Raw genomic sequence first — 22390 nt, 5'->3', positions numbered from 1 at the left:
AGCTGATAGGGCAGATCCCCTACCTCCCCCTTGTGGGGAGGTCGGACCGAAGGTCCGGGTGGGGGTCGGCGCCGCCCCCCCGCCCCGCTGCTTCGCAGCGACCCTCCCCACAAGGGGGAGGGTAGGACCGAACCGACATTGGAGTGACGACTTGAAAGCCAAACTGGGCATGTCCCCCATCGCATGGTGGAACGACGATCTCGTGGAATTGAGCGATGATGTGTCGCTGGAGGAGTGTCTGCGCCAGTCGCGCTCGGCCGGCTTCACCGGCATGGAGAAGGGCCGCCGCTTCCCCAACGACCCGAAGGTGATGCTGCCGATCCTGAAAGAGGCGGACGTGACGCTTTGCGGCGGCTGGTTCTCCGGCACGCTGGTCGATGAGGATCTGACGAAGAACAAGGACCGCATCCAGCCGATGATCGACCTGTTCAAGGCGGTCAACGCGCCCTGCATCGTCTATGGCGAGGTCGGCCGCTCCATCCAGGGCGATCGCTCCAAGCCTTTGGCCACCAAGCCGAAACTCACCGGCGACGAGATGAAGGCCTATGGCCGTCGGGTCACCGAATTCGGCGAGTGGTGCGCGGAACAGGGCATGCCACTCTCCTACCACCACCATATGGCGGCGGTGGTCGAGACCGAGCCGGAACTCGACGCTTTCATGCGCCATTCCGGCGAAGGCATCCCGCTGTTGCTCGATGCCGGTCATCTCGCCTTTGCCGGCGGCGACGTGCTGCGCGCCATCGACAACCACCACAAGCGCATCAACCATGTCCATGTGAAGGACGTGCGCATGAGCGTGATCGACGGTCTCGACCGCGCCAAGCAGTCCTTCCTCGATGCCGTGGCGCTTGGCGCCTTCACCGTGCCCGGCGACGGCTCGCTCGATTTCGGCGCCATCGTCCAGCGCTTCGCCGATCACGGCTATGAAGGCTGGTTCGTGGTCGAGGCCGAGCAGGATCCGAAGAAGAACCCGCCGCTGAAAATGGCTCAAGTCGGCCACAAGGAGCTGATGCGGGTGATGACGGCCGCCGGCTACACGGTCGAGACGCAAGGCTTCCCGAATGCCTGAACGGTGGATTCGCCACGGCGGCCGGTCTATCTGATGCGCCTTGGACAAATCCTGGATTGGCGCGATGAAAGACTATGAGCACCCCTTCTTCCGGCCGCTGTGGCGCCGTATCGCCGTCGTCGCGGTCTGCCTGATCTGGTCGGTGATCGAGTTCGCCTCCGGCACGCCGTTCTGGGGCGTCATCGCGCTCGGCTTCGCCGGCTACGCCGTGTGGCAGTTTTTCTACCTCTACAAGCCGGCCGAGGAGAACAAACCTCCGGCCGAGCCGAAGGAGTGAGCGGTCGATGGGTGGAAGGCTCAGGGATTGGACGGGAGCGCATGGCGGATCGGATGCGTTGGCAATTGGCCAAAACGCCTCTCGCTTCGTCATCCACGGGCGAAGCAAGGAGCGAAGCGACGCGGCGCAGACCCGAGGATCCATGCCGTGACGTCAAAACAGCCGCTGCGGTGCAGAATTCTGCTCCGCTGCAGCCTTCGATCAAGATCACGGCATGGATCCTAGGGTCTTCGCGACGGAGCTTCGCTCCTGCTTCGCCCTAGGATGACGAAGTTTGGGGGCTTCGGCCAACCCTCAAGTCCGGTTCTCTCGACCGGGATGGAAGCTCGCCAGAGGTAGTGGGTATAGGAGAGACAAAAATGTCGAAACTGCTCGTCAAGGCCGACAAGGGCCACGGCCACGTCGCTCATGTCACGCCGCAAAGCGCCGGCTGGACTTATGTCGGCTTCGATCTCCATCGGCTTCGCCCGGGCGAGGCGGCGTCCGGCAAGACCGGCGACCGCGAGGTCTGCCTGGTCTTCGTCACCGGCAAGGGCAAGGCCTCGGCAGGCGGCAAGGAACTCGGCCTGCTCGGCGAGCGCATGTCGCCCTTCGAAGGCAAGCCGTGGTCGGTCTATGTGCCGCAAGGCTCCGACTGGTCGGTGACCGCCGACACCGAACTGGAGCTCGCGGTCTGCTCGGCACCTGGCCTCGGCGGCGACCTGCCCGTGCGCGTCATCGGACCTGACGATCTCGGCCAGGAAGTGCGCGGCAAGGGCACCAACACGCGTTACGTCACCAACATCCTGCCTGAAGGCAAGCCGGCGGATTCGCTGCTGGTGGTCGAGGTGATCACCCCCGGCGGCCACACCTCCAGCTATCCGCCGCACAAGCACGACCAGGACAATCTGCCGGCCGAATCCTATCTCGAGGAAACCTATTATCACCGCCTCAACCCGCCGCAGGGCTTTGCCTTCCAGCGCGTCTACACCGATGCGGACCGCAACGGCGTGCGCGAGTTGGACGAAGCGATGGCGATCGAGGACGGCGACGTCGTGCTGGTGCCGAAGGGCTATCACCCCTGCGCCGCCTGCCACGGTTACGATCTCTATTATCTCAACGTCATGGCCGGACCGAAGCGGACGTGGAAATTCCACAACGCGGCCGAGCACGAATGGCTGATGAAGGCCTGATCGGGCAGATCGGCAAAGCCGTTGGTCCAGTCCGGAAAAATCGTCGGCTAACGACCTCGGGGCTGGACTTGCCTTCGAAAACCCATGAAAGCTTCGTCAATCCGTCATGGAAATCACCTATGGCAGCGGGTCTGATGCACGTCGCCGAAGCGCCAGAGCGTTTTTGGGACTTGCCAAAAACCAGGACTTGAAGCGCGTCGCATAATCCTTCGGGCGCAGCGCGCTTGACGAGGAACGCCCATGCGCTACGCCATCTACTTCACCCCGAGGCAGGACGAGCCACTGGCGCGCATTGCCGCCAACTGGCTGGGCCGTGACCCGTTCGGCGCGGCGACGCGGCCGGTCGAGGCAGTGGGTGATCTGTCTGCCGCGGAAGTCGCCTTTCACACCGCCTCCGCCAGGCGTTACGGGTTCCATGCCACGTTGAAGGCGCCGTTCCGGCTGGCGCCGAGCGAGACGGAGGCTTCGCTGCGCGCCGCGCTCGACACTTTTGCCGAAGCGACGCTGCCGGTCGTCGTTCCGCGTCTTGTCGTCGGCCAGATCGACGGCTTCTTCGCGCTGGTGCCGGAAGCTCCGTTCGCGCCGCTGAACAGTTTCGCCGGCGAGGTCGTGCGCGCCTTCGATCGCTTCCGCGCACCTTTGACCGAGGCCGAGATCGAGCGCCGCAGCCCGGACGCGCTGAGGCCGGACGAGTTCCGCAACCTGTGCCAATGGGGCTATCCTTATGTTTTCGACACTTTCCGCTTCCACATGACGCTCTCGGGCCGCGTCGGGCCACAGGAAAGCCCACGTCTTCGTGCAGCGATTTACAGCCTGTTTGCCGACGTGCTGGGGCAGCCAGTGCCGGTGGATGCGCTGACATTGTTCGTCGAAAGCGAGCACGGTGCCCCATTCATGGTGCTTTCCCACCATGCGCTTGGCCAAGGCCCGGCCCGCAAGACCGCCTAGGGTGGTTCGGTGTTCCACGGAACCCTGAACCACCTCTTTGTTTTTACGCAATTCCGAACGGAAAACCGCAAAGCACTTTTCCTGGAATTGCTCTAGATGACCGCCGAACGACCGCTCGAGATAGGACGCCTGAGATGACCGCCGAAACCATTCTCACCAATGCCCGCATCGTGCTGCCCGACGAAATCGTCGAAGGCTCGCTCTTGTTGCGCGATGGCCTGATTGCCGCCGTCGAGCCGGGTGCTGCCCGCACCGGCGAGGATATGGGTGGCGATTACATCATCCCGGGTCTGGTCGAACTCCACACGGACCACCTCGAAGGCCATTACGCGCCGCGCCCGAAAGTGCGCTGGAACCCGATCGCCGCCGTGCTTGCCCATGACGCCCAGGTCGCGACCGCGGGCATCACCACCGTGCTCGACGCGCTGCGCGTCGGCATGGACGAGGATGCCGATCTCACCTCCGACGACATCCGCAAGCTTGCCGACGCGATCGAGGACAGCGTGCGCGAGGATCGCCTGCGCGCCGATCATTTCATCCACCTGCGCTGTGAGGTCTCGGCGCCGGACTGCCTCAGGGCCTTCGCCAATTTCGAAACCGACGACCGGGTGAAGCTCGCCTCGCTGATGGACCATGCGCCTGGACAGCGCCAGTTCGTCAATCTCGAGACCTATGCGTACTACTACCAGCGCAAGCTGAAGCTGACGGACCGCGACTTCAAGAAGTTCTGCGAGAAGCGGATGGGCGAATCGGCCCGCAATTCCGGCCCGAACCGGGTGTTCGTCTCGGCCGCCTGCCATGAGCGCGGCATCGTGCTGGCGAGCCATGACGACGCCACCACCGGCCATGTCGACGAGGCGATCGAGCAGGGCGTGCGCGTCGCCGAGTTCCCGACCACCGAAGAGGCCGCCAAGGCCTCGAAGGCGGCGGGCCTCGGCGTGCTGATGGGCGCGCCTAACGTCATGCGCGGCGCCTCGCATTCCGGCAACGTCTCGGCGCGCACGCTTGCCGCCGACGGCCTGCTCGACATCCTGTCGTCCGACTACATTCCCTTCAGCCTGATCCAGTCGGCCTTCTTCCTCGGCGATGTCGTCGAAGGCATCTCGCTGCCGCAGGCGGTCGCCATGGTGTCGAAGAACCCGGCCGAAGCGGTCGGCCTTACCGACCGCGGCGCCATCAAGCCCGGCCGTCGCGCCGACCTGGTGCGCGTGCGCGTCGACGACCATGTGCCGGTCGTGCGCACCGTGTGGCGTCAGGGCCGTCGGGTCGCATGATGGTCTCGGCCCTGATCGAGCGCGAACTGGCCGACAGCCTGCCGATCCGCAACGGCGTCTTCGTCGCGGTCGTCGGCCCAAGCGGCGCCGGCAAGGATACGGTGATCGGCTATGCCAAGGCGCGCTTTGCCGGCGAGACTCGGCTGGAATTCGTGCGCCGTGTCATCACCAGGCCCAGCGACGCGGCAAGCGAGGACCACGACACGCTGGCCGATGCCGCCTTTGCCGAAGCCGAGGCCGACGGCGCCTTCTCGCTTTGCTGGGACGCGCACGGCTTGCGCTATGGCCTGCCGGCCGATGTCGACTGGGCCGTGGCCAACGGCCACGTGGCGGTCGCCAACGTGTCCCGCGCGGTTATCCCGGCGCTGCGCGAACGCTACGCCAATCTGGCTGTGGTCGAGATCACCGCGGCGCCTGAGACCCTCGCGGAACGGCTGGCGACGCGCGGCCGTGAATCGCGCGGCGAAGTGCTTGCCCGCCTGGCGCGCAGCACGAGCGTGAAGCTGACGGGACCCGACGTGACCTCGATCGACAACAGCGGCGACAAGGAAATCGCCGGCGAACGCTTTGCCGAGGTGCTGCGCAAGGCGATGGCGTTCTCGGACCTGTCGGACATGATCTGACGCAACGTCGTCATCCACGGGCGGAGCGACGCGAAGCGGAGCGCAGACCCGAGGATCCATTCCGTGACCTGGGCGAAGAATGCAGCGGAGCAGAATTCTGCACCGTTGCAATGCGTTAAAGTCACGGCATGGATTCTATGGTCTGCGCCGCGTCGCTGCGCTCCTTGCTCCGCCATAGAATGACGAAGCGAAAGCAGCGGCGCGCTCACTTGTTGAAGTTCGCGATGAACTGCTTGAACTGCGGCGTCGGCGGCCTGGCGAACATTTCCTTCGGTTGGCCAACCGAATCCACCTCGCCCTTGTGCAGGAACATCACCTTGCTCGACACGTCGCGGGCGAAACCCATTTCATGGGTGACGACCAGCATGGTGCGCCCTTCCTCCGCAAGCGAGCGCATGACGCGCAGCACCTCGCCGACCAGCTCCGGATCAAGCGCGGATGTCGGCTCGTCGAACAACATCACCTTGGGATTCATCGCCAGCGCCCGCGCGATTGCCGCGCGCTGCTGCTGGCCGCCCGACATGTGAGGTGGGTAGTAGTTGCGGCGCTCCCATATCCCGACGCGCTTCAGCAATACCTCGGCCTGCTCCAGGCACTCCGCGCGCGGCCGCTTGAGCACATGCGTCGGCGCGGCGACGAGATTCTCGAGCACGGTCATGTGCGACCAGAGATTGAAGCTCTGGAAAACCATGGCGAGGTTGGCGCGGATCCTTTCCACCTGGCGGATATCGGCCGGCATTTGATGGCCGTCGCGGCCCCGCTTCATCTTGATAAGCTCGCCGTCCACCCGCACTTCGCCGGAATCCGGGGTCTCCAGGAGATTGATACAGCGCAGCATCGTGCTCTTGCCAGAACCCGAGGAGCCGAGGATCGAAATGACGTCACCCTTGTGAGCTTCGAGCGAAATGCCCTTGAGCACCTCATGATCGCCAAAGCACTTGCGCAGGTCCTTGACGGTGATGGCTGCCTTATCGTCCTGGGACGGTGCTGCTTTCGCGGCAGGGGCGACATTTGCCGACATCACAACACCTCCGGGACGGGTTTGATTTGCTGGCTCTGCTCAGGCGGGGGACGCAGATGCGGTGAAAGGCGGTACTCGACCCAGGCAAACAGTCGGGCGATCGACAGGTTGAGCAGAAGGTAGATCACGCCGGCGCAGGTCAGCACCTCGATCGGACGGAACGTATCGTGCTGGATCTTCTGCGCCGTCCCCATCATCTCCATGATGGTGACCACGGAAGCGAGCGCGGTCGCCTTGGTCATGAGAATGATTTCGGTCGAATAGGCCGGCAGGGCCAGCCGCAGCGCTATCGGCAGCGTGACGAGGCGGAAGCGTGTGAACGCCGACATGCCGAACGCCTTGGCCGCCTCGATCTGCCCGACAGGCACCGCCCGCAGCGCGCCCCGGAAAATCTCGCTCTCATAGGCGGCTGTGTTCAAGGCCATGGCGACGATCGTGCAATACATCGGATCGCGCAGGATCGGCCACAGGATCGGGCTGTGGCGAACGAAATCGAACTGGGAGAGCCCGAAATAGATCAGGTAGAGCTGCACCAGCAGCGGCGATCCGCGGAAGACGAAGACATAGGCACGGGTGAAGTATTCGCCCAATTTGTAGCCCGACGCCCGCAACCATGTCAGGCCGGTGGCGATAAGGAGCCCGAAGGCGATGCCGAAGAACCAGATCTCGAGCGTCAGCGGCAGCGCCTTCAGCACGCTCCACATGGTGGAAAGGTAGAAATCGAAATCCACCGCCACCTCTCACTTCGGCCGCAAGAAACTGCGTGAGGTGTAACGCTCGGCCTTTTCGAAGATCGGCGTCGAGACCGAGGTCATCACGAGGTAAAGGATGCCGGCCACCGTGTAGAAAAGCAGCGAATGATGCGTCGAGCGCGCCGCCTTGTTCGCCGTCAGCATCAGCTCGGCGACACCGGTAACCGAGATGAGGGCCGAATCCTTGATGGTCAGCTGCCACACATTGCCAAGCCCTGGCACGGCGAGGCGCAGGACCTGCGGCATGATCACGAGGCGAAAACGCTGGAAGGCCGACATGCCATAGGCGCGGGCTGCCTCCAACTCGCCGCGATGGATGGCCAGAAACGACCCGCGGAAGACCTCGGCCTGATAGGCGCCGGAAATGATGCCGACCGCTAGAACGCCGCCGAGGAAGCTCGGCATGTTCAAAATATCCGTCGACCCAATCGATCCGGTCGACCTTGCCACGCCGGTCAGCACCTGCGTGCCGCCGTAATAGAAAAGATAGATGATCAGCAGCTCCGGTTCGCCACGGAAGACCGTGGTGTAGCTCTCGCCGATAAACCTCAATCCGCCGCGAGGCGAAAGCTTGGCCGCCGCCACCAGCGAGCCCAGCGCCGCGCCGATCAACATCGAGACCATGGTGACGGCGAGCGTCCAGGCGATGCCCCAGAGCAGTTGTACGCCCCAGCCGGCAGCCAACAGCTCATAGGCCGTAGACAGCTGCGCCTGCAGATCGCTGAGAAACTCCACGTACGCCTCCCTCCCGGCGTCGGTTGCTCGCCTTCAAGCGCGTCGCGTCGAAACGGATGCAGGCGACGCGCTTTTTTGGCGACATGCACTCAATGCAAAACGGGAGCAGCCTTGGCTGCTCCCGTCGCGACGTTACTTGGTGATATCGATCTTGAACCATTGCATGCTGTATTTCGACACCGAGCCGTCGTCGAGGGCGGCCTTGAGCGCCTTATTGTAGATGTCCTGCAGGTCCTTGTCGGTCTTGCGGAAAGCGGCGCCGATGCCCGGTCCGAGGATCGGGCCACCCTTGAATTGCGGCCCGACGAATGCCAGGTCCTTGGCATCGGGCTTGGCCAGCGTGCCGAGGAAGTAGGTGGTGTCGGCGAAGGCGACGTCGATGCGGCCCGCCATCAGGTCGAGGTCGTGCTCGTCGGTGGTCTTGTATTCATGGACGTTGGCGACATCCTTGAGATACTTGTCGGCGAACGTCGCCTCCGTGGTCGAAACCTGCAGGCCGACATTCTTGCCGGTGAGTTCCTTGCGCAGGGTGTCGAGCGCCGCCTTGGATTCGGCGTCGTCCTTCGACAGATCGATCATCTTGCCGCTGTTGGACAGTTGCGCCAGCGGGCCGTTCTTATCGGCAAGGAAGGCCACCGGCGAAGAGGCATAGGGGATCGAGAAATCGATCGTCTTCATGCGCTCCTCGGTGATCGACATGCCGTCCATCACGATGTCGAACTTGCCTGCCGTGAGGCCGGGAATGACGCCGTCCCAATCCTGCGCCACGATGCTGCATTCCAGCTTCGCGCGGGCGCAGACGTCGTTCAGTATGTCCACCTCGAAGCCGACGATCTTGCCGCTGGCATCCGTCTGGTTCCAGGGCGCATAGGAGCCCTCCATGGCGACCGTCACGGTCTTCCAGTCCTTGGCCATTGCCGGGGTCGAGCAGGTCAACGCCAGCGCCGCGAGCGCAATCCAACGTGATGATGTCACGGTAGTTTCTCCCATATTTTGTTCTTGGAACCCTCAGATGCCAATTGCTTAGCCCAGCCCCGATTCTGCGACAAGGGCTGTTTTCGGGGTCACGCGTTGTTGCAATTCGTCCACAAATCCGGACTTGCCCGGAGATTCAACCGCGAGCATCGATCCAATTCTCTTTCGTCTCGTCGCGATTCCAAGCGGAAGGCTACGGCGAGGACGCCGAGCCTAACCGCTTCACACTTTTCCTGGAATTGCTTGAGCGCGAGGCTATTCCGCCGGCGCGCCGGCGACGTTGCGGCGCGTCGCTTCGATCATGCGGCGACGGGCGCGGAAGACACCCCATTGCTGGTCGACCAGCACGCCGATCAGGATCACGCCGCCCATCACCGCGAAATTGAGCGAGGAAGGAATGCCGAGCAGGTTGACCAGGTTCTGCAGTTCCTGCAGCAGCACGGTGCCGAGGATGACGCCGACCAGCGAGCCTTCGCCGCCGCGCAGCGAGAAGCCGCCGAGCACCGCCGCCGCGATGGCATAGAGTTCGTAGAACTGGCCGTGGCTCGCCGGCGAGATCGAGCGCGTATACATGGCGAAATAGATTGCCGACAGGGCCGTCAGCACGCCGCAGATGACATAGGCCGCGATCACGATGCGCCCGGTGCGGATGCCCGAATATTTCGCCGCTTCCTCATTCTTGCCGATGGCATAGAGATAGCGCCCGAACACCGAGCGGTGCAGCACCACCCACGTGACGATGGCGATGACGATCAGCGCGATGAAGCTGTTCGGCACGCCATAGGAACGACCGGCCGTCAGGAATTCCAGATCCGGGAAATTCTGGCCGAAGGCGAAGCCCGCCGTGCCGTCGGCGGTGTAGAAGCGCGCCACGCCGCGATAGATCAGCAGGCCGCAAAGCGTCACCACGAAGGGCTGCAATTTCAGCCGCGTGATCAGCCAGCCATGCACGAAGCCGATGATGGCGCCGAGCAGGATGATCAGCACGAAGGCCAACGGCCAGTCCACCTCCCGCACGGCGATGAAGTCGATGAACAGGGTGCCGAGCAGCGCGACCAGCGAGCCGACCGAGAGCTCGATGCCGCCGGTGATGATGACGAAGGCCTGGCCGATGGAAAGGATGCCGAACAGGCCGATCAGGTTGGAGGTGTTGGCGAGGTTGATGGGCAGCAGGAAGCGCGGGTTGATGGCCGTCACCACCGCGCCGACCACCAGGATCAGGATCAGCAGGCCGAGATCTTTCTTGCTCATTGCGCTCCTCCCGCCGCTTGCAGCAATTTCGGCTTCTTGCCGACCGCCAGCAAGAGCACGTTCTCCTGGCTGAAATCGTCCTTGTCGAGAATGCCGGAGATCTGTCCTTCATGCATGACCGCGATGCGGTCCGAGACGCCGATCACCTCTTCCATGTCGCTGGAGATCATCAGCACCGCGACGCCGGCATCGGCCAGCGCCCGCATCAGTCCGTAAATTTCGGCCTTGGCGCCGATATCGATGCCGCGGGTCGGCTCGTCCAGGATCATCACCTTCGGGTTCATCGCCAGCCATTTGGCCAGCACCACCTTCTGCTGGTTGCCGCCCGACAGCGTGCCGGTGCGGGTCAGCACCGACGGCGCCTTGATTCCGAGGTTCTTCTTCTGCTTCTCGGCAGTGGCCAGTTCGGCGCTGGCCGAGACCAGCGAACGCCTGGCGTGCGCCGGCAAATTGGGCAGCGAGATGTTCTGCGCGATCGAGAGATCAAGCAGTATGCCGGTCAGCTTGCGATCCTCCGGCACAAGGAAGATGCCGTTCGCCACCGCATCGGCGGCCGAGCCGACATCGAGCGGCTTGCCGTCAAGCGCAACGCTGCCGGCCAACCGCTCGTCAATGCCGAACAGCACGCGTGCGAGCTCGGTGCGGCCGGAACCGACCAGGCCTGCGAGGCCGAGGATCTCCGCGCGCCTCAATTCCAGGCTGACCGGCCGGTCCGGATAGGTGCTGGTGCGTATGGCATCCGCCGACAGCGCCACGCTGCCCGGCGCGCGGGCGGCTTCGCCCGCCTTCTCGCGCTCCTTCAGCATGCGGCCGATCATCAGCCTGACCATCTCGTCGTGGTTGATCCGGTCTTTCGCCAGCGTGCCGGCCAGCGTCCCGTCGCGCAGCACCACGACGCGATCGGCGACGCGCTCGATCTCATGCAGCCGGTGCGAGATGAAGATGACGCTGATGCCTTCCGCCTTCAGCCCCTTGATGACGTCGAGCAGCTTTTCGGTCTCGGCGATCGGCAGGCTGGAGGTCGGCTCGTCGAGGATAACCAGCCTCGCCTTGATCGACAGCGCCTTGGCGATCTCGACCATCTGCTGCTGGGCGAGCGACAGCATTGCCACCGTCGCGTCAGCCGAGAAATTGGCGCCGACGCGCTTCAAGAGCGGCGCCACCATCTCGCGCAGCCTGGCGCGGTCGACCAGCCTCAGCGGCCCACCGCGCAGCGGCTCGCGGCCGAAGAAGATATTGGCGGCGACGTCGAGGTTTTCGAAGAGGTTGAGCTCCTGGTGCACGAAGGCGATGCCGGAGCCTATGCTGGCCTCAACAGTCAGCCCGTCATGCGCGACGCCATCGACGGTGATGGTGCCGCTGTCCGGCCGCGTCACGCCGCCGAGGATCTTCATCAGCGTCGATTTGCCGGCGCCGTTTTCGCCGACCAGGCCGATGACCTCGCCGGGCCTGACCTCCATCGAAAACCTGTCCAGCGCCACAACGCCCGGATAGGTCTTGCGCACGGCTTCCAGGCTCAGGAACGGAGCGGTGATCGGTTGAGTGGTGTCGGTAGAGGTCATCACGCCATAGTTTACAGCACTTGACAGCAGCCGGTGGGCCACAGACTGACGGGCCTTGGCGGGTCCGTCAATACGAACGCCGGCTCAAGGAGACCCTTGAGCCGGCGCAAGTGTATTGGACTTATTTGCCTTGCATCGCCTTGAGATTGGCGGCGTAGGCGTCGACGTCATCCTTGCCGATGATCTTGGTCGGGATGATGATCAGGCCCTTCTCCGGGATGCCGGACTTGTCGCCCTTGAGATAGGCGGCCATCAGCTTCATGCCCTGATAGGCCCATTCGAACGGCTGCTGCACCACGGTGGCGGCGACGGTGCCTTCCTTGACGCCGCCCAGCGTGATCGGATCGTCGTCGAAGCCGACGACGGTGATCTGGCCGAGCTTGCCGGCGTCGCGCAGCGCTTCATAGATGCGCGGCGTGTTGTAGGAATAGAAACCGACCATGCAGGTGATGTCGGGGCTGGCGACCAGCGCATCCTCGACATTCTTCTTGGCACGCGCCTGGTCGATATCGTCGCCGCGCACGTCGACCAGCTCGATCTTGCTGCCGGCGAGCCCGTCCTTCATGCCCTGGATGCGTTCCTTGGCATTGTCGGCGCCGAGCAGGCCGACGAAGCCGAGGCACTTGCCGCCGTTCGGCATCGCCTTCTTGGCGATCTCGGCCGCCTGCTTGCCTGCATCGACGTTGGACGAGCCGATATAGGCGACGCGCTTGGTCTGCGGCGCATCGGAGTCGGTGGTGAACAGCGCCGTTTGCGACGCGATCTTGTTCAGCCCGTCGGTCGAGGTCTTGGGATCGACGGCCGAGACCATGATGCCCTTGACGCCTGCCGTCACAAGGTCGTCCATCAGCCGCTGCTGGATGGCGACCGAGGACTGTTCGGGATATTTGAGCTCGAGATTGTAGTCGGGCAATTCGCCCTGCGCCTTCTTGACGCCGGCTTCTGCCGCCTTCCAGAAGTCTGATGCACCGTTGACGACGAAGGCCAGCGTCGGCTTGTCGTCGGCGCGCACGCTGGCGCTTACCGACAGGCCTAACGCCAAGGCCGCCGCGGCGACGGATGCATTACGGATCATGGATTTCATAGTTCAACCTCCCTTGTAGAACTCATCGCTGATGTCTCGGCTGCGGCCCGGACAACCCTCCCTCAAGGGTGTGGCGAAGGTCCGCCGACTCAAGAACGGTGCCGATCCGGCCGCGGTCGAGACACTAGACACTCAGTTGGCGTTCGTAAATAGTCCGATTTGTCTGACATTTTCGTGAAATGGATGCGGACCGAATCCGGCGATGCCGCCGGGATATCGAGCGAGCGCCCTTCACGCCTGCCGGCACCGGTCCGAAGTCCGGACGGTACGGCGCGTTGACACTAGAATGCTTACGGCTATTAGTAAAGAGTATTAGTTATGACGCCGGAACGCGCGCTTTCGAAGCGGAGGAGACGCTGGTCGCAAGACGCGCCGGGGAGTGAGGGGAGCGAGTGCGGCGAGGCCTGTCACCGCGCGGAGAACTCGGAGATTGTCGGCGTCGCTGACCTTGCCCGACCGGTTTCGTCGCGATGCGGCGCGGCTGGCGATTTGTATGCCGTATATGCTAATACCTATTATCATGGTGCGCTTTCGATAAGCTCACCGATCTCGACCATCTTGCCGTTGCCGCCGGCCCTTGCTTTAGAGCCGGCTGGGTTTGGGAAACGACCATGAGTGAACCGACGGAACTGCGCGATCCTGCCGAGGCCTCCAGGCGCCGCAAGCCAGCCGCCAAGCCCAAGGGGCGTGTCACCATGACCGATATTGCGAGAGCCGCCGGCTGCTCGCAGGCGACGGTGTCGTTCGTGCTCAACAATTCGCCGGGCATCAGGCTGTCACAGCAGACGCGCGACCGGGTGATCGAGGCGGCGCGGGCGCTGGGCTATTCGCCACCGGTCTTTTCGGCGCTCCGGCCGCCGGTGACGCCGTTCGAAGGCCTGGATGGCGTCATCGGCTTCGCGGTCGACCAGCTTGCCACCAGCCCCGAGGCGGTGGTCGCCATCGAGGGCGCGCGGCAGGCTTCGTGGAACGCCGGCAACGTGCTTCTGGTGGCGCAGACCATGGGCGATGCGGTGATGGAGCCGCGCGCGATTTCAGCGCTGACAAGGCGCGGCATCTCGGCGCTGATCTACATGACCATCTTCACCCGGGAGATAGCCGCGCCGGACTTTCTCTACAGCCTCGAGATGCCGGTCATCCTGCTCAATTGCTACACCGCCGACTACGCCTTCCCGGCCGTGGTGCCTTCCGAGATCGCCGGCGGCCAGAGCGCCACCAGGCATCTGATCGCCCACGGCCATCGCCGCATCGCCACCATCACCGGCGAGCCGTGGATGCAGGCGGCGCAGGATAGGCTCAAGGGCTATCGCCGCGCTTTAGCCACGGCCGACATCCCGTTCGACCCGGAGCTGGTGGTCGAGGGCGACTGGTCGGCCAGCGCCGGCTATGCCGCGACGGTCAAGCTGCTTGGACTCAAGGAACGCCCCACCGCCATCTTCTGCCAGAACGACCGCACGGCGATCGGCTGCTACGAGGCGTTGAAGGAAGCCGGCCTGCATATCCCGCAAGACATCTCCGTCGTCGGCTATGATGACGAGGAGATCGCCCGCCATCTCTTCCCGCCGCTGACGACCTCCATCCTGCCGCACCTGGCGATGGGCCAATGGGCGATCGAGCAGCTAGAGACGCCGCCGACGCCCGGTCGCGGTCGGTATCCCATCACCAAGCTCGAATGTCCGCTGGTAGAGCGCGAGAGCGTGGGGAAAGTGGCGCCGGCAGGAGGTTGATCCCCCACGACGCGCCGGCCGGCCGCTCTATCCACCCACCATCAGCTTGACGACTTCGTCGTGGTTGGTGTCGGCGATCTTGCGTTCGCCGGCCTGGACGCCGCGCCGCAACACCACGATGCGGTCGGAGACGGCGAAGATGTCCTGCAGATTGTGCGATATGAAAATCACGCCGCGCCCTTGCGCCTTGAGCTGGTGGATGAGCGAGATCACCTTGCGCTGCTCCGGCACGCCGAGCGCCGCGGTCGGCTCGTCCATGATCAGGATCTGGGCATCCCAATAGACGGCGCGGCCGATGGCGACGGCCTGGCGCTGGCCGCCGGAGAAGTTGCTGACCGGGGCCTCCAGCCGGCTGACGTGGAAATCGAGCCGGCTCATCGTCTCCTTGGCCGCCGCCGCCATCCGCTTGCGGTCCAGCACCGGCAGAAAGCCGAAGGCTTTGCGCATCGGCTCGCGGCCGAGGAAGATGTTGGCGCCGATCGAGAGGTTGTCGGCAAGCGCGAGATCCTGGTAGATCGTCTCGATGCCCTTCTCGCGCGCCTCCTGCGGCGTGGCGAAGCTCACCGGCTGGCCCCTGAGCAGGATTTCGCCGGCCGTCGGCTGGTAGACGCCGGATATCGCCTTGATCAGCGTCGTCTTGCCGGCGCCATTGTCGCCCGCCAGCGCCACCACCTCGCCCGGGCGCACCGCCATGGAGAAGTCGCTGAGCGCGCGCACGGCGCCGAAATGCTTGGAAAGGTTCCTGACCTCGAGGAGAGGTGCGGTCTGCTCGGCGCTAGTCATCCTGGCGGGCTCCGCTGAACCGGCGCTGAGCCTGGTCTATGAGGACGGAAATGATGATGACGACGCCGACGGCGATGAACTGCCAGAACGGCTCGACATTGACGAAGACCAGCCCGTACTGGATCACCGCGATCACCAGCGCGCCGGCCACCGTGCCGAGGATGGTACCGGAGCCGCCGAACAGGCTGGCGCCGCCGATGACCACGGCCGCGACGCTGTCGAGCAGCAGCGGCTCGCCGGCCTGGGCCGCGCCGGCGCTGAAGCGCGCGGCATAAAGAGCGCCGCCAAGGCCGGCGCACATCGCCGACAGCACATAGAGACGCAATATGTGATCCTTGATGTCGATGCCGGCCCGGCGCGCCGCCTGGATGTTGGCGCCGATGGCGTAGTTGTGCTGGCCGAACCGGGTCTGGCTCAGCAAGTAATGCATCACGACGACGAAGATCGCGGTGATGATAACGAGATAAGGCACGCCGTAGAGTTTGCCGTTGCCGAGCACCGCGAACCAGGAATTCTGCACCGGCACCGTGGTGCCGCCGGCCATCAGGTAGGCAGCGCCGCGCGCGACGCCGAACATGCCGAGCGTACCGATGAAGGGCGGCACCTTGAGGCGTGAGATCAAAAGGCCGTTGATGACGCCGGGCACGCCGGCGACGATCACGGCCGCAAGTATGCCGGCAAGCATCGCCAGCGGCAGAGGAATGGCGGCGCCTGCCATGTTGGTGGCATGCGCGGCGATGACGGCGGCGAGGCCCATAATGAAGCCGAGAGAAAGGTCGATACCGCCCGAAATGATGACGAAGGTCTGGCCGGTGGCCAGCAGCAGCGGCGCCACGGCGAAGATGGCGATGGACTGCACGTTGAACGGGTTGAGCACGAAGGTGCTGCCGAAGGCAAAGCGCGACCAGACCTCGAAGCAGACGATGAGGGCGGCAAGGAAAAGCCATGCCCGCCCTTCGGCGATCCTGCGGACCAGGCTCTTGGCCGTATCGCTGTGGTCGGCCTGAGGGGCAACATGCCTTTCGGCTTGCTGGGTTGGTGATGTCGAGGTCATGAACGCTCCGCCATGGGCTTCCTTCGAACAGGATCCGGTTGTCGCCGGGATCCGACGCAAGCCTCCTCCCGGCGGACCGAGAGGAGACCAGGCGCGCTGGTTATTCGGAGTAAAGATACTTCGAGATGTTCGGGTCGGCGATGTTGGACTTGTCCATGATCGTGAAGCCGGTGCCGATCGAGACCGGAATCGAATGTCCGGTCACGTGGGCATAGGCCGAAACGACGCCATAATAGCCGATCTCGGCCGGATGCTGGGCGATCGCCACGTCGACCAGGCCTGTGTTGATGTTGTCGACGATGCTGGTCGGCGCGTCGAAGGCGACCACCTTGACGGTGCCTGTCTGCCCGGCCTGCTTGACGCCGTTGGCGGCGCCCAGCGCCGAGAACAGGTTAGCGCCGAACACGCCGACGAGATCGGGATTGCGCGCGAATACCGCCTGCAGCTGCGAGGCCGCCTTGTTGGCGTCGTCGTCATTGAACTGCGTCTCCAGCACGGTGATGCCGGGGTGCTTGGCCATTTCCTTCTTGAAGCCTTCCTCGCGCTGGTCGGTGGTCGAGATGCCGGGCTTGACGTTCGAGACATAGACCTTGCCCTTGTCGCCGATCGACGTGGCGAGCGCCCGCGCCGCGATCTCGCCGCCGAGCACGTTGTCCGAGGCGATGTAGGCGAGCGGGAAGTCGGCATCGCCGGCGCCGGTCTGGTAGGTGCCGGTGCCGATGAACGTGTCGACGGTGATCACCGGGATGCCGGCGTCATTGGCCTTGCGCAGCGGCTCGACCAGCTGGACCTTGTCGGTCGGCGCGATCAGGATCGCATCCGGCTTCTTGGCTATGACGGCGTCGAGCACCGGGACCTGCGTCACCGGGTTGAAGTCGGGCGCACCCTGGAAGACCAGGTCCACGCCGAGCGCGTCGGCCGCCGCCTGCGCGCCCTTGCGCATGGTGATGTAGAAGCCGTCCGTGGTCAGGCCCGGGATGAGCGCGATGGTGTATTTCTTGTCCTCGGCGTGAGCGGGCGCGATCAGCGCCGATGCCGAAACGGCGAGCACCGCAAGCGCGGCAACAATCTTCCTCATGAAACTCCTCCTCAAGATGTTGGCAGATGTACGGTTGACACTGGATGGTCTGTTGCCGTTGCGGGCCCTCCTCCTCAGCGCCCCAGGTCGTTGGCTCAGCCGGCCGAAACCAGCCGTTTGGTGTGGGCGGTCTCGTTGCCTGCCTCCGCAGGATCCGGAAAAAACCGCGCCGCTCGGCACGCCTCCGCGCCAAGTCGGCAACGTTGTAACACTTTGCTGAAACAAATTGCAAGCGGGTCTTGGGCGGGCCGAACCGCCGCCACTTCCCGATCGGGCAAGTATCGTCTGCTCCGCTGAGCCCCGCGTGGGCGACTATCGCCCCCAAGCCGTCATCGGCACAACGGGAGATTTCGGCAGGCGCCGCGCCTATCCGGGACGGCAGCGCAGGGAGCGAGGTCCGTCTGGAACCCAGGCGAGAATATGGGAGGCTCAACTGCCCTGATTGAGCCGCTCCAGGATGGCCTGCGCCGTCTTGGTGTCCGTGACCAGCGCGCCGATCAGTCTGGCGCGGGCCGCGCCGATGATGGCCTTGGCCTTCTCCGGCCCCGAGGCGACGCCGATCACCAGTGGAACGGCGCGAAGCTGGTCGGGCGACATGGCGATCATCCTGCTCTCGCCTTCCCAGGATATGAGGGCGCCGTCGGCATCGAAATAATGCCGGAGCACGTCACCGGCGGCCTGGACCAGGGCCTGCTCGCTCAGCGTCGCGGCACTTGCCTCAGGCGCGTTGATGGCATGCGGCAGGCCGACGCCGACGACGGCGATGTCGGTGCGGTCCCAGAGCGAAACGGCGTCATGTATGGCCGCGTCGGCAAGGAAGACATCCCGCAATTCGCTGGACGGCAGATAGGGCGCATGGATGAAATGCGGCGTTCCGCCGAACTCCTCGGCCGCCAGCCGCACGAATTCGTTGATCTGGAAATGCGGCGCCTGCTGCTGCATGCCGCCGGTGGCGGCAACCGTCAGCACGCCGGGAATGCGCGGCAGGCCGGCGCGGATGACCTCGCGGATGGCGCGCCCCCAGCCGATGGCCACCACCGAGCCAGCCGAAAGTTCCGCTTGCTTGAGCAAACCGCCCAGTGGCGCCGCAAGCGCCGTCAGTACGCCCGTCGCCGGTGTCTCGACGACGGCTGCGTCGCGCAGCCCGAGCCCCTCGACCAACTGCGTGGTGATCGCCTCGGGCGTGACGATATCGAGCACCTCGATGCGCACGATGCCCTCGGCCCGGGCCCGCTGCAGAAGGCGCGAAATGGTGGCGGTGGAAACGCCAAGCCGGCGCGCGATATCTACCTGCGACATCTCCGCCTCGTAGTGCAGCTTGGCGACCATGTGCAGCATCGTGCGCGATGCAGTCGCGTCCTGTATGGGAGGTACAGACAGCTTGCAATTCCTTTCAGCAATGTGTTACAGGCCTGTCGACCGATGGGAGTTATCGCCCAAATTCGGCAAACCCGCAACTTGGGGCCGCTCCTTCGGCACGCTGTTCTTCCGGCGATGACCGGCGCGTCGGAACGGTGAAGCTTGCGGTATCGAGACAGGCAAAAAGGCACCTCCAAGGATAGTGCGTCCCGGTGCGGGGGATGCGCCAGGATCGGACAGATGACCATGACCAAGATGACCACCTCGGAACTGCGCGGCTACCAGCAGATTTGCGGCAAGGACGGGGCCATGATGGCCATCGCCTGCGACCAGCGCGGCGGCATGCGTACGCTGCTCGCGTCGGATCCGGCTGAGCAGGCGGCAATCACCAACGACATGCTTGGCGACACCAAATCCGACATCACCCGATACCTCGCCAGCGAGGCGTCCTGCGTGCTGCTCGATCCGCTTTGCGCGGTGCCGCGCGTCGTCGACGAGGGCGTGCTCAACCGCGACACGGCACTGCTCATCGGCCTCGACGCCTCTGGCTACGATGTCTCGCCGGAAGGCTACCGGCTGTCGCGGCTGGTGCCCGGCATCGACGCGCGCCGCGTGCGCGAGCTCGGCGGCACTGGCGGCAAGATCATGGTCTATCTCAGGGCCGACCGCGCCGGGGCGAACGAGCACAACATCGCGATCCTCAGGCAATGCATCGCCGACTTCGCCAGGGAGGATCTTCTGCTCGTCGTCGAGTTCCTGACCTACCAGCTCGAAGGCGAAAGCGCCGATGACTATGCCGCCAGGATCCCTTCTCTGGTCGAGGAAGGTACCCGCATTTCGCTGGACTGCGGCGCCAAGGTGCTGAAGCTGCCTTATCCCGGAACGCCCGAAGCCTGCGCCAACATCACCAGGATCGCCGGCGACGCGCCGTGGGCGGTGCTGTCCGCCGGCGTCAACCATGCGACCTTCCTCGGCCAGGTCGAGATCGCCATGAAGAACGGCGCCTCCGGCGTGATCGCCGGCCGTTCGCTGTGGAAAGATTGCATCTCGCTCGACCGTGACGTCCAGCGCGAAAAGCTCAAGACAGTCGCGGTTTCCCGTTTGCGGGAAATCCAGGCGGTCATAGGTAACTACCGCCGCAAAGCTGCCTAAGGTGATTCAATGAGGCCGGCCTGCAAATCCCGGTTTCCTGCGCTTCCGGTGCTCACGTACTTTGAATACGCTCCGCTCCAGTTCTCGAAAACCGCCGTTTTCGGCTCGGCCTGACCTCAATCACTGGTCGGCGCCAGACAGTACGGGACGTCATGCCACACAAATCGATGGCCATAGGGATCGATATCGGCGGCACCCATCTGCGTGCCGCATTGATCTCCGCCTCAGGTGAAATTGTCAGGCGCGTCTCCGACAAGAGCGCTCCCGATCCGGAACTGGTGCTCGGGCGCATCGCCGATATGGTGCGCCGGCTGGATGGCCCGGAGGTCGCCGCCGTCGGCGTCGGCATTCCCGGCCGCGTCGATGCGAAGCGCCGCGCGGTGCTGTCCGGCGGCTATGTCGACCTTGCCTCGGTCGCGTTGGCGCCGCGGCTGGAGAGCATGGCCGGCAAGCCGGTCGTCGTCGACAATGACTGCAACATGGCGCTGGTCGCCGAGATGGCCCTGGGTGCCGCCATGGGCCACGGCAATGTCGTCATGTTCACCATCGGCACCGGCATAGGCGGCGCCGTCGCCGAAATGGGGAAGATCGTGCGCGGCAGCGCGACGGCAGGCCAGCTTGGCCATATCGGCGTCGACCCGCACGGCGAGGTCTGCAAATGCGGCCGGCGCGGTTGCGTCGAGACTACGAGCTCCGGCACCGCGCTCGGCCGCCACATGGCCCGTGCCGGCCTTGGCGCCGATGTCACGGTTGAGCAGCTGCTTGCTCGCGCCGCAGCCGGCGATGTGGTGGCGCGGGAAATACTGGACGCCTGGGCAAGACCGCTGCGCGCCGCCATCGACACGGCGGTGGCCATGTTCAGCCCAGACCTGGTGCTGCTTGGCGGCGGGCTCGGCGAGGCCGCGCACAAGGCGCTTGGCCGGGCGCCGGCGCTGGCGCCCTGGTATCAGGCTCCGGTGCAGCCGGCGCGGCTCGGCGACGAGGCCGGCGTCATCGGCGCCGGTCTGCAGGCGCTCGCTGTCGAGACCACGGCATCGGCCAGGCCGGCCGGCGGCCGGCGCGCTGTGCTGGTCAACGGCATTCCGGCTTCAGGCAAAAGCACGGTGTCGCGCGGCATCATCGAGCGCATGGGTTGGCCGCTGCTCGCGCTGGACACCGTGAAAAACCCGTTCCTTGCAATGCTCGATGGCGTCGACCGCGAATTCAACCGCACGCTTGGCCGCGCCAGCTACGCCGCCATATGGTCGATCGTCGGCGAAGCGCCCCCAGGTGCCACTTTCGTCGTCGATGCTTGGTTCGGTTTCCAGACGCGCGAGCTGCTCGAGGAGCATCTCGCCCGCGCCGGCGTCGGCCAAACCGCCGAGATCTGGTGCCACGCGCCTGGCGATATGCTGGCCGAACGCTATCGCGCCCGCCTCGACCAGCGCCTGCCGGGACACCCGGGCGCGGCCTACATCCCCGAACTGATCGAGCTCGCCAAGCGCGCCGAACCGCTAAGGCGCGGCCCGCTGTTCGACGTCGACACGACCAAGCCGGTCGATTTCGACGCCATCACCGCCTGGCTGCGCGAGGTGATGGTCTAGACCCAGATCCTGGTCTCTCGCTTGGCATCGAACCCGCCAGGGGCTAGCCTGATCTCCAGCGAAGGGGAGGGGTCGATGACATCAAGCTTCACCGTTCACGCGGCGTCCGGCTATGAGCAGCTGATGGGGCGCTGGAGCCGGCGGCTCGCTACCAAATTCATCGACTTCGCGGGGCTGGCCGCCGGCGAAAAGGTCCTCGATGTCGGCTGCGGCACAGGCAGCCTGACCTTCGAGCTGGCGAAATCGGCCGATCTCGCGGAAATCCAGGCCATCGATTTTTCCCCGGTCTTGGTCGCGGCGGCGAAGGAGAAAAACACCGATCCGCGCGTCGCCATCAGCCAGGCCGACGCCACGGCGCTGCCATTCGCCGACAATGCGTTCGATCGCGCGCTGGCGCTGCTGGTGCTGCACTTCGTGCCGGAGGCCGGCAAGGCGGTGGGCGAGATGCGCCGCGTGACGCGGCCGGGCGGCGTGGTCGCGGCCGTGGTCTGGGATCACTATGGCGGCATGGCCGGCATGCGCATGATGATCGATACGGTGGCGGCGCTCAGCGAGAGCGGGCGCCAGATGCGCAACCGCTATTGCTTCCAGCCGATGATGCAGCCGGGCGAGATGAAGGGGACCTTTGTCGAGCAAGGCCTTGCCGACGTCACCGAAACCGAACTGATGGCCCGGATGGACTATCAGAACTTCGACGACTATTGGGCGCCGATCGGCGCCGGCGAAGGGCCGCTCGGCAAATATATGGCCACATTGGATGCGGCCGAGCGGGAGCGGGTCGAGGCCGCTGTCCGCGATGCCTATCAGGCCGGCCGGCCCGATGGCCCGCGATCCTTCGCCAACATCGCCTGGGCCTGTCGCGGCATCGTGCCCTGAAATTCGCGTCGATCGCGGCTGGGCCGCGCCAGCGG

22 protein-coding genes are annotated in these 22390 nt (G+C 64.8%); 11 read left to right on the top strand and 11 right to left on the bottom strand.

From position 1 onward, the window contains the following. Window positions 1–151 precede the first annotated feature (151 nt). The 7 genes from iolE (at window position 152) to phnN (ending at window position 5363) form a co-directional block, all read left to right on the top strand. The gene (gene iolE, locus RFM98_RS24760; protein ID WP_320311247.1) at window positions 152–1069 is read left to right on the top strand and encodes a myo-inosose-2 dehydratase; all 918 of its coding nucleotides are present in this window, start codon (window positions 152–154) and stop codon (window positions 1067–1069) included. Between the two features lie 64 nt (window positions 1070–1133). Next, window positions 1134–1346 carry a DUF3329 domain-containing protein gene (locus RFM98_RS24755; protein ID WP_127424821.1) on the top strand — a complete coding sequence of 71 codons (213 nt, stop codon included), beginning with the start codon at window positions 1134–1136 and terminating at the stop codon, window positions 1344–1346. 359 nt (window positions 1347–1705) lie between these two features. Further along, window positions 1706–2518 carry a 5-deoxy-glucuronate isomerase gene (gene iolB, locus RFM98_RS24750; protein ID WP_320311246.1) on the top strand — a complete coding sequence of 271 codons (813 nt, stop codon included), beginning with the start codon at window positions 1706–1708 and terminating at the stop codon, window positions 2516–2518. Continuing rightward, on the top strand, window positions 2500–2709 hold the full coding sequence (locus tag RFM98_RS24745; RefSeq protein WP_320214905.1) for a hypothetical protein: 210 nt from the start codon (window positions 2500–2502) through the stop codon (window positions 2707–2709). Before iolB ends, RFM98_RS24745 begins: the two co-directional genes overlap by 19 nt. A gap of 49 nt (window positions 2710–2758) precedes the next feature. After that, a complete protein-coding gene (locus tag RFM98_RS24740; RefSeq protein ID WP_320311245.1) occupies window positions 2759–3466 on the top strand; it encodes a DUF1045 domain-containing protein in 708 nt (235 codons plus the stop codon). Between the two features lie 134 nt (window positions 3467–3600). Next, window positions 3601–4740, top strand: coding sequence for an alpha-D-ribose 1-methylphosphonate 5-triphosphate diphosphatase (locus RFM98_RS24735; protein WP_320311244.1), 1140 nt, complete (start codon window positions 3601–3603; stop codon window positions 4738–4740). Beyond that, on the top strand, window positions 4737–5363 hold the full coding sequence (gene phnN, locus RFM98_RS24730; protein ID WP_320311243.1) for a phosphonate metabolism protein/1,5-bisphosphokinase (PRPP-forming) PhnN: 627 nt from the start codon (window positions 4737–4739) through the stop codon (window positions 5361–5363). The genes RFM98_RS24735 and phnN overlap by 4 nt, the downstream gene beginning before the upstream one ends. A 205-nt stretch (window positions 5364–5568) precedes the next feature. Here phnN and RFM98_RS24725 read toward each other — a convergent pair whose 3' ends face one another. The 7 genes from RFM98_RS24725 to RFM98_RS24695 all read right to left on the bottom strand — a co-directional run bounded on the left by RFM98_RS24725 (window position 5569) and on the right by RFM98_RS24695 (window position 12743). Further along, on the bottom strand, window positions 5569–6384 hold the full coding sequence (locus tag RFM98_RS24725; RefSeq protein WP_320311242.1) for an ABC transporter ATP-binding protein: 816 nt from the start codon (window positions 6382–6384) through the stop codon (window positions 5569–5571). Next, on the bottom strand, window positions 6384–7121 hold the full coding sequence (locus RFM98_RS24720) for an ABC transporter permease (protein ID WP_320311241.1): 738 nt from the start codon (window positions 7119–7121) through the stop codon (window positions 6384–6386). Before RFM98_RS24720 ends, RFM98_RS24725 begins: the two co-directional genes overlap by 1 nt. Before the next feature lie 3 nt (window positions 7122–7124). Continuing rightward, the gene (locus RFM98_RS24715) at window positions 7125–7871 is read right to left on the bottom strand and encodes an ABC transporter permease (protein WP_320311240.1); all 747 of its coding nucleotides are present in this window, start codon (window positions 7869–7871) and stop codon (window positions 7125–7127) included. Window positions 7872–8003: 132 nt separating this feature from the next. Beyond that, window positions 8004–8846 carry a transporter substrate-binding domain-containing protein gene (locus tag RFM98_RS24710; protein ID WP_320311239.1) on the bottom strand — a complete coding sequence of 281 codons (843 nt, stop codon included), beginning with the start codon at window positions 8844–8846 and terminating at the stop codon, window positions 8004–8006. A gap of 255 nt (window positions 8847–9101) precedes the next feature. Further along, the gene (locus tag RFM98_RS24705) at window positions 9102–10097 is read right to left on the bottom strand and encodes an ABC transporter permease (protein WP_320311238.1); all 996 of its coding nucleotides are present in this window, start codon (window positions 10095–10097) and stop codon (window positions 9102–9104) included. Then, window positions 10094–11659 carry a sugar ABC transporter ATP-binding protein gene (locus RFM98_RS24700; RefSeq protein ID WP_320311237.1) on the bottom strand — a complete coding sequence of 522 codons (1566 nt, stop codon included), beginning with the start codon at window positions 11657–11659 and terminating at the stop codon, window positions 10094–10096. The genes RFM98_RS24705 and RFM98_RS24700 overlap by 4 nt, the downstream gene beginning before the upstream one ends. Window positions 11660–11780: 121 nt before the next feature. Next, window positions 11781–12743, bottom strand: a complete 963-nt coding sequence (locus RFM98_RS24695; protein ID WP_320311236.1) for a sugar-binding protein — start codon at window positions 12741–12743, stop codon at window positions 11781–11783. Between the two features lie 611 nt (window positions 12744–13354). Here RFM98_RS24695 and RFM98_RS24690 point away from each other — a divergent pair. After that, entirely contained in the window at window positions 13355–14470 is a 1116-nt protein-coding gene (locus RFM98_RS24690) for a LacI family DNA-binding transcriptional regulator (RefSeq protein WP_320311235.1), read from the top strand. 27 nt (window positions 14471–14497) lie between these two features. Here the strand turns inward: RFM98_RS24690 and RFM98_RS24685 are convergent, their stop codons facing one another. From RFM98_RS24685 to RFM98_RS24670, 4 genes are all read right to left on the bottom strand, one after another. Continuing rightward, window positions 14498–15253, bottom strand: coding sequence for an ATP-binding cassette domain-containing protein (locus RFM98_RS24685; protein WP_320311234.1), 756 nt, complete (start codon window positions 15251–15253; stop codon window positions 14498–14500). Further along, window positions 15246–16307, bottom strand: a complete 1062-nt coding sequence (locus RFM98_RS24680) for an ABC transporter permease subunit (RefSeq protein WP_320311233.1) — start codon at window positions 16305–16307, stop codon at window positions 15246–15248. The genes RFM98_RS24685 and RFM98_RS24680 overlap by 8 nt, the downstream gene beginning before the upstream one ends. A 100-nt stretch (window positions 16308–16407) precedes the next feature. Continuing rightward, window positions 16408–17385, bottom strand: coding sequence for an ABC transporter substrate-binding protein (locus tag RFM98_RS24675; RefSeq protein ID WP_320311232.1), 978 nt, complete (start codon window positions 17383–17385; stop codon window positions 16408–16410). Between the two features lie 429 nt (window positions 17386–17814). After that, window positions 17815–18723, bottom strand: coding sequence for a sugar-binding transcriptional regulator (locus RFM98_RS24670; RefSeq protein WP_320311231.1), 909 nt, complete (start codon window positions 18721–18723; stop codon window positions 17815–17817). 267 nt (window positions 18724–18990) lie between these two features. On the opposite strand from RFM98_RS24670, the gene RFM98_RS24665 reads away from it, so the two are divergent. The 3 genes from RFM98_RS24665 (at window position 18991) to RFM98_RS24655 (ending at window position 22355) form a co-directional block, all read left to right on the top strand. Continuing rightward, complete coding sequence (locus RFM98_RS24665) at window positions 18991–19896, top strand: tagatose-bisphosphate aldolase (protein WP_320311270.1); 906 nt, start codon at window positions 18991–18993, stop codon at window positions 19894–19896. 152 nt (window positions 19897–20048) lie between these two features. Further along, a complete protein-coding gene (locus RFM98_RS24660; RefSeq protein WP_320311230.1) occupies window positions 20049–21479 on the top strand; it encodes an ROK family protein in 1431 nt (476 codons plus the stop codon). Between the two features lie 75 nt (window positions 21480–21554). Further along, window positions 21555–22355, top strand: a complete 801-nt coding sequence (locus RFM98_RS24655; protein WP_320311229.1) for a class I SAM-dependent methyltransferase — start codon at window positions 21555–21557, stop codon at window positions 22353–22355. Window positions 22356–22390: the final 35 nt, after the last annotated feature.

This window comes from Mesorhizobium australafricanum, assembly GCF_033977265.1.
Taxonomy (GTDB): domain Bacteria; phylum Pseudomonadota; class Alphaproteobacteria; order Rhizobiales; family Rhizobiaceae; genus Mesorhizobium; species Mesorhizobium australafricanum.
The sequence above is the reverse complement of the archived record's forward strand: the minus strand, read 5'-3'. Positions and strand labels throughout refer to the sequence as shown.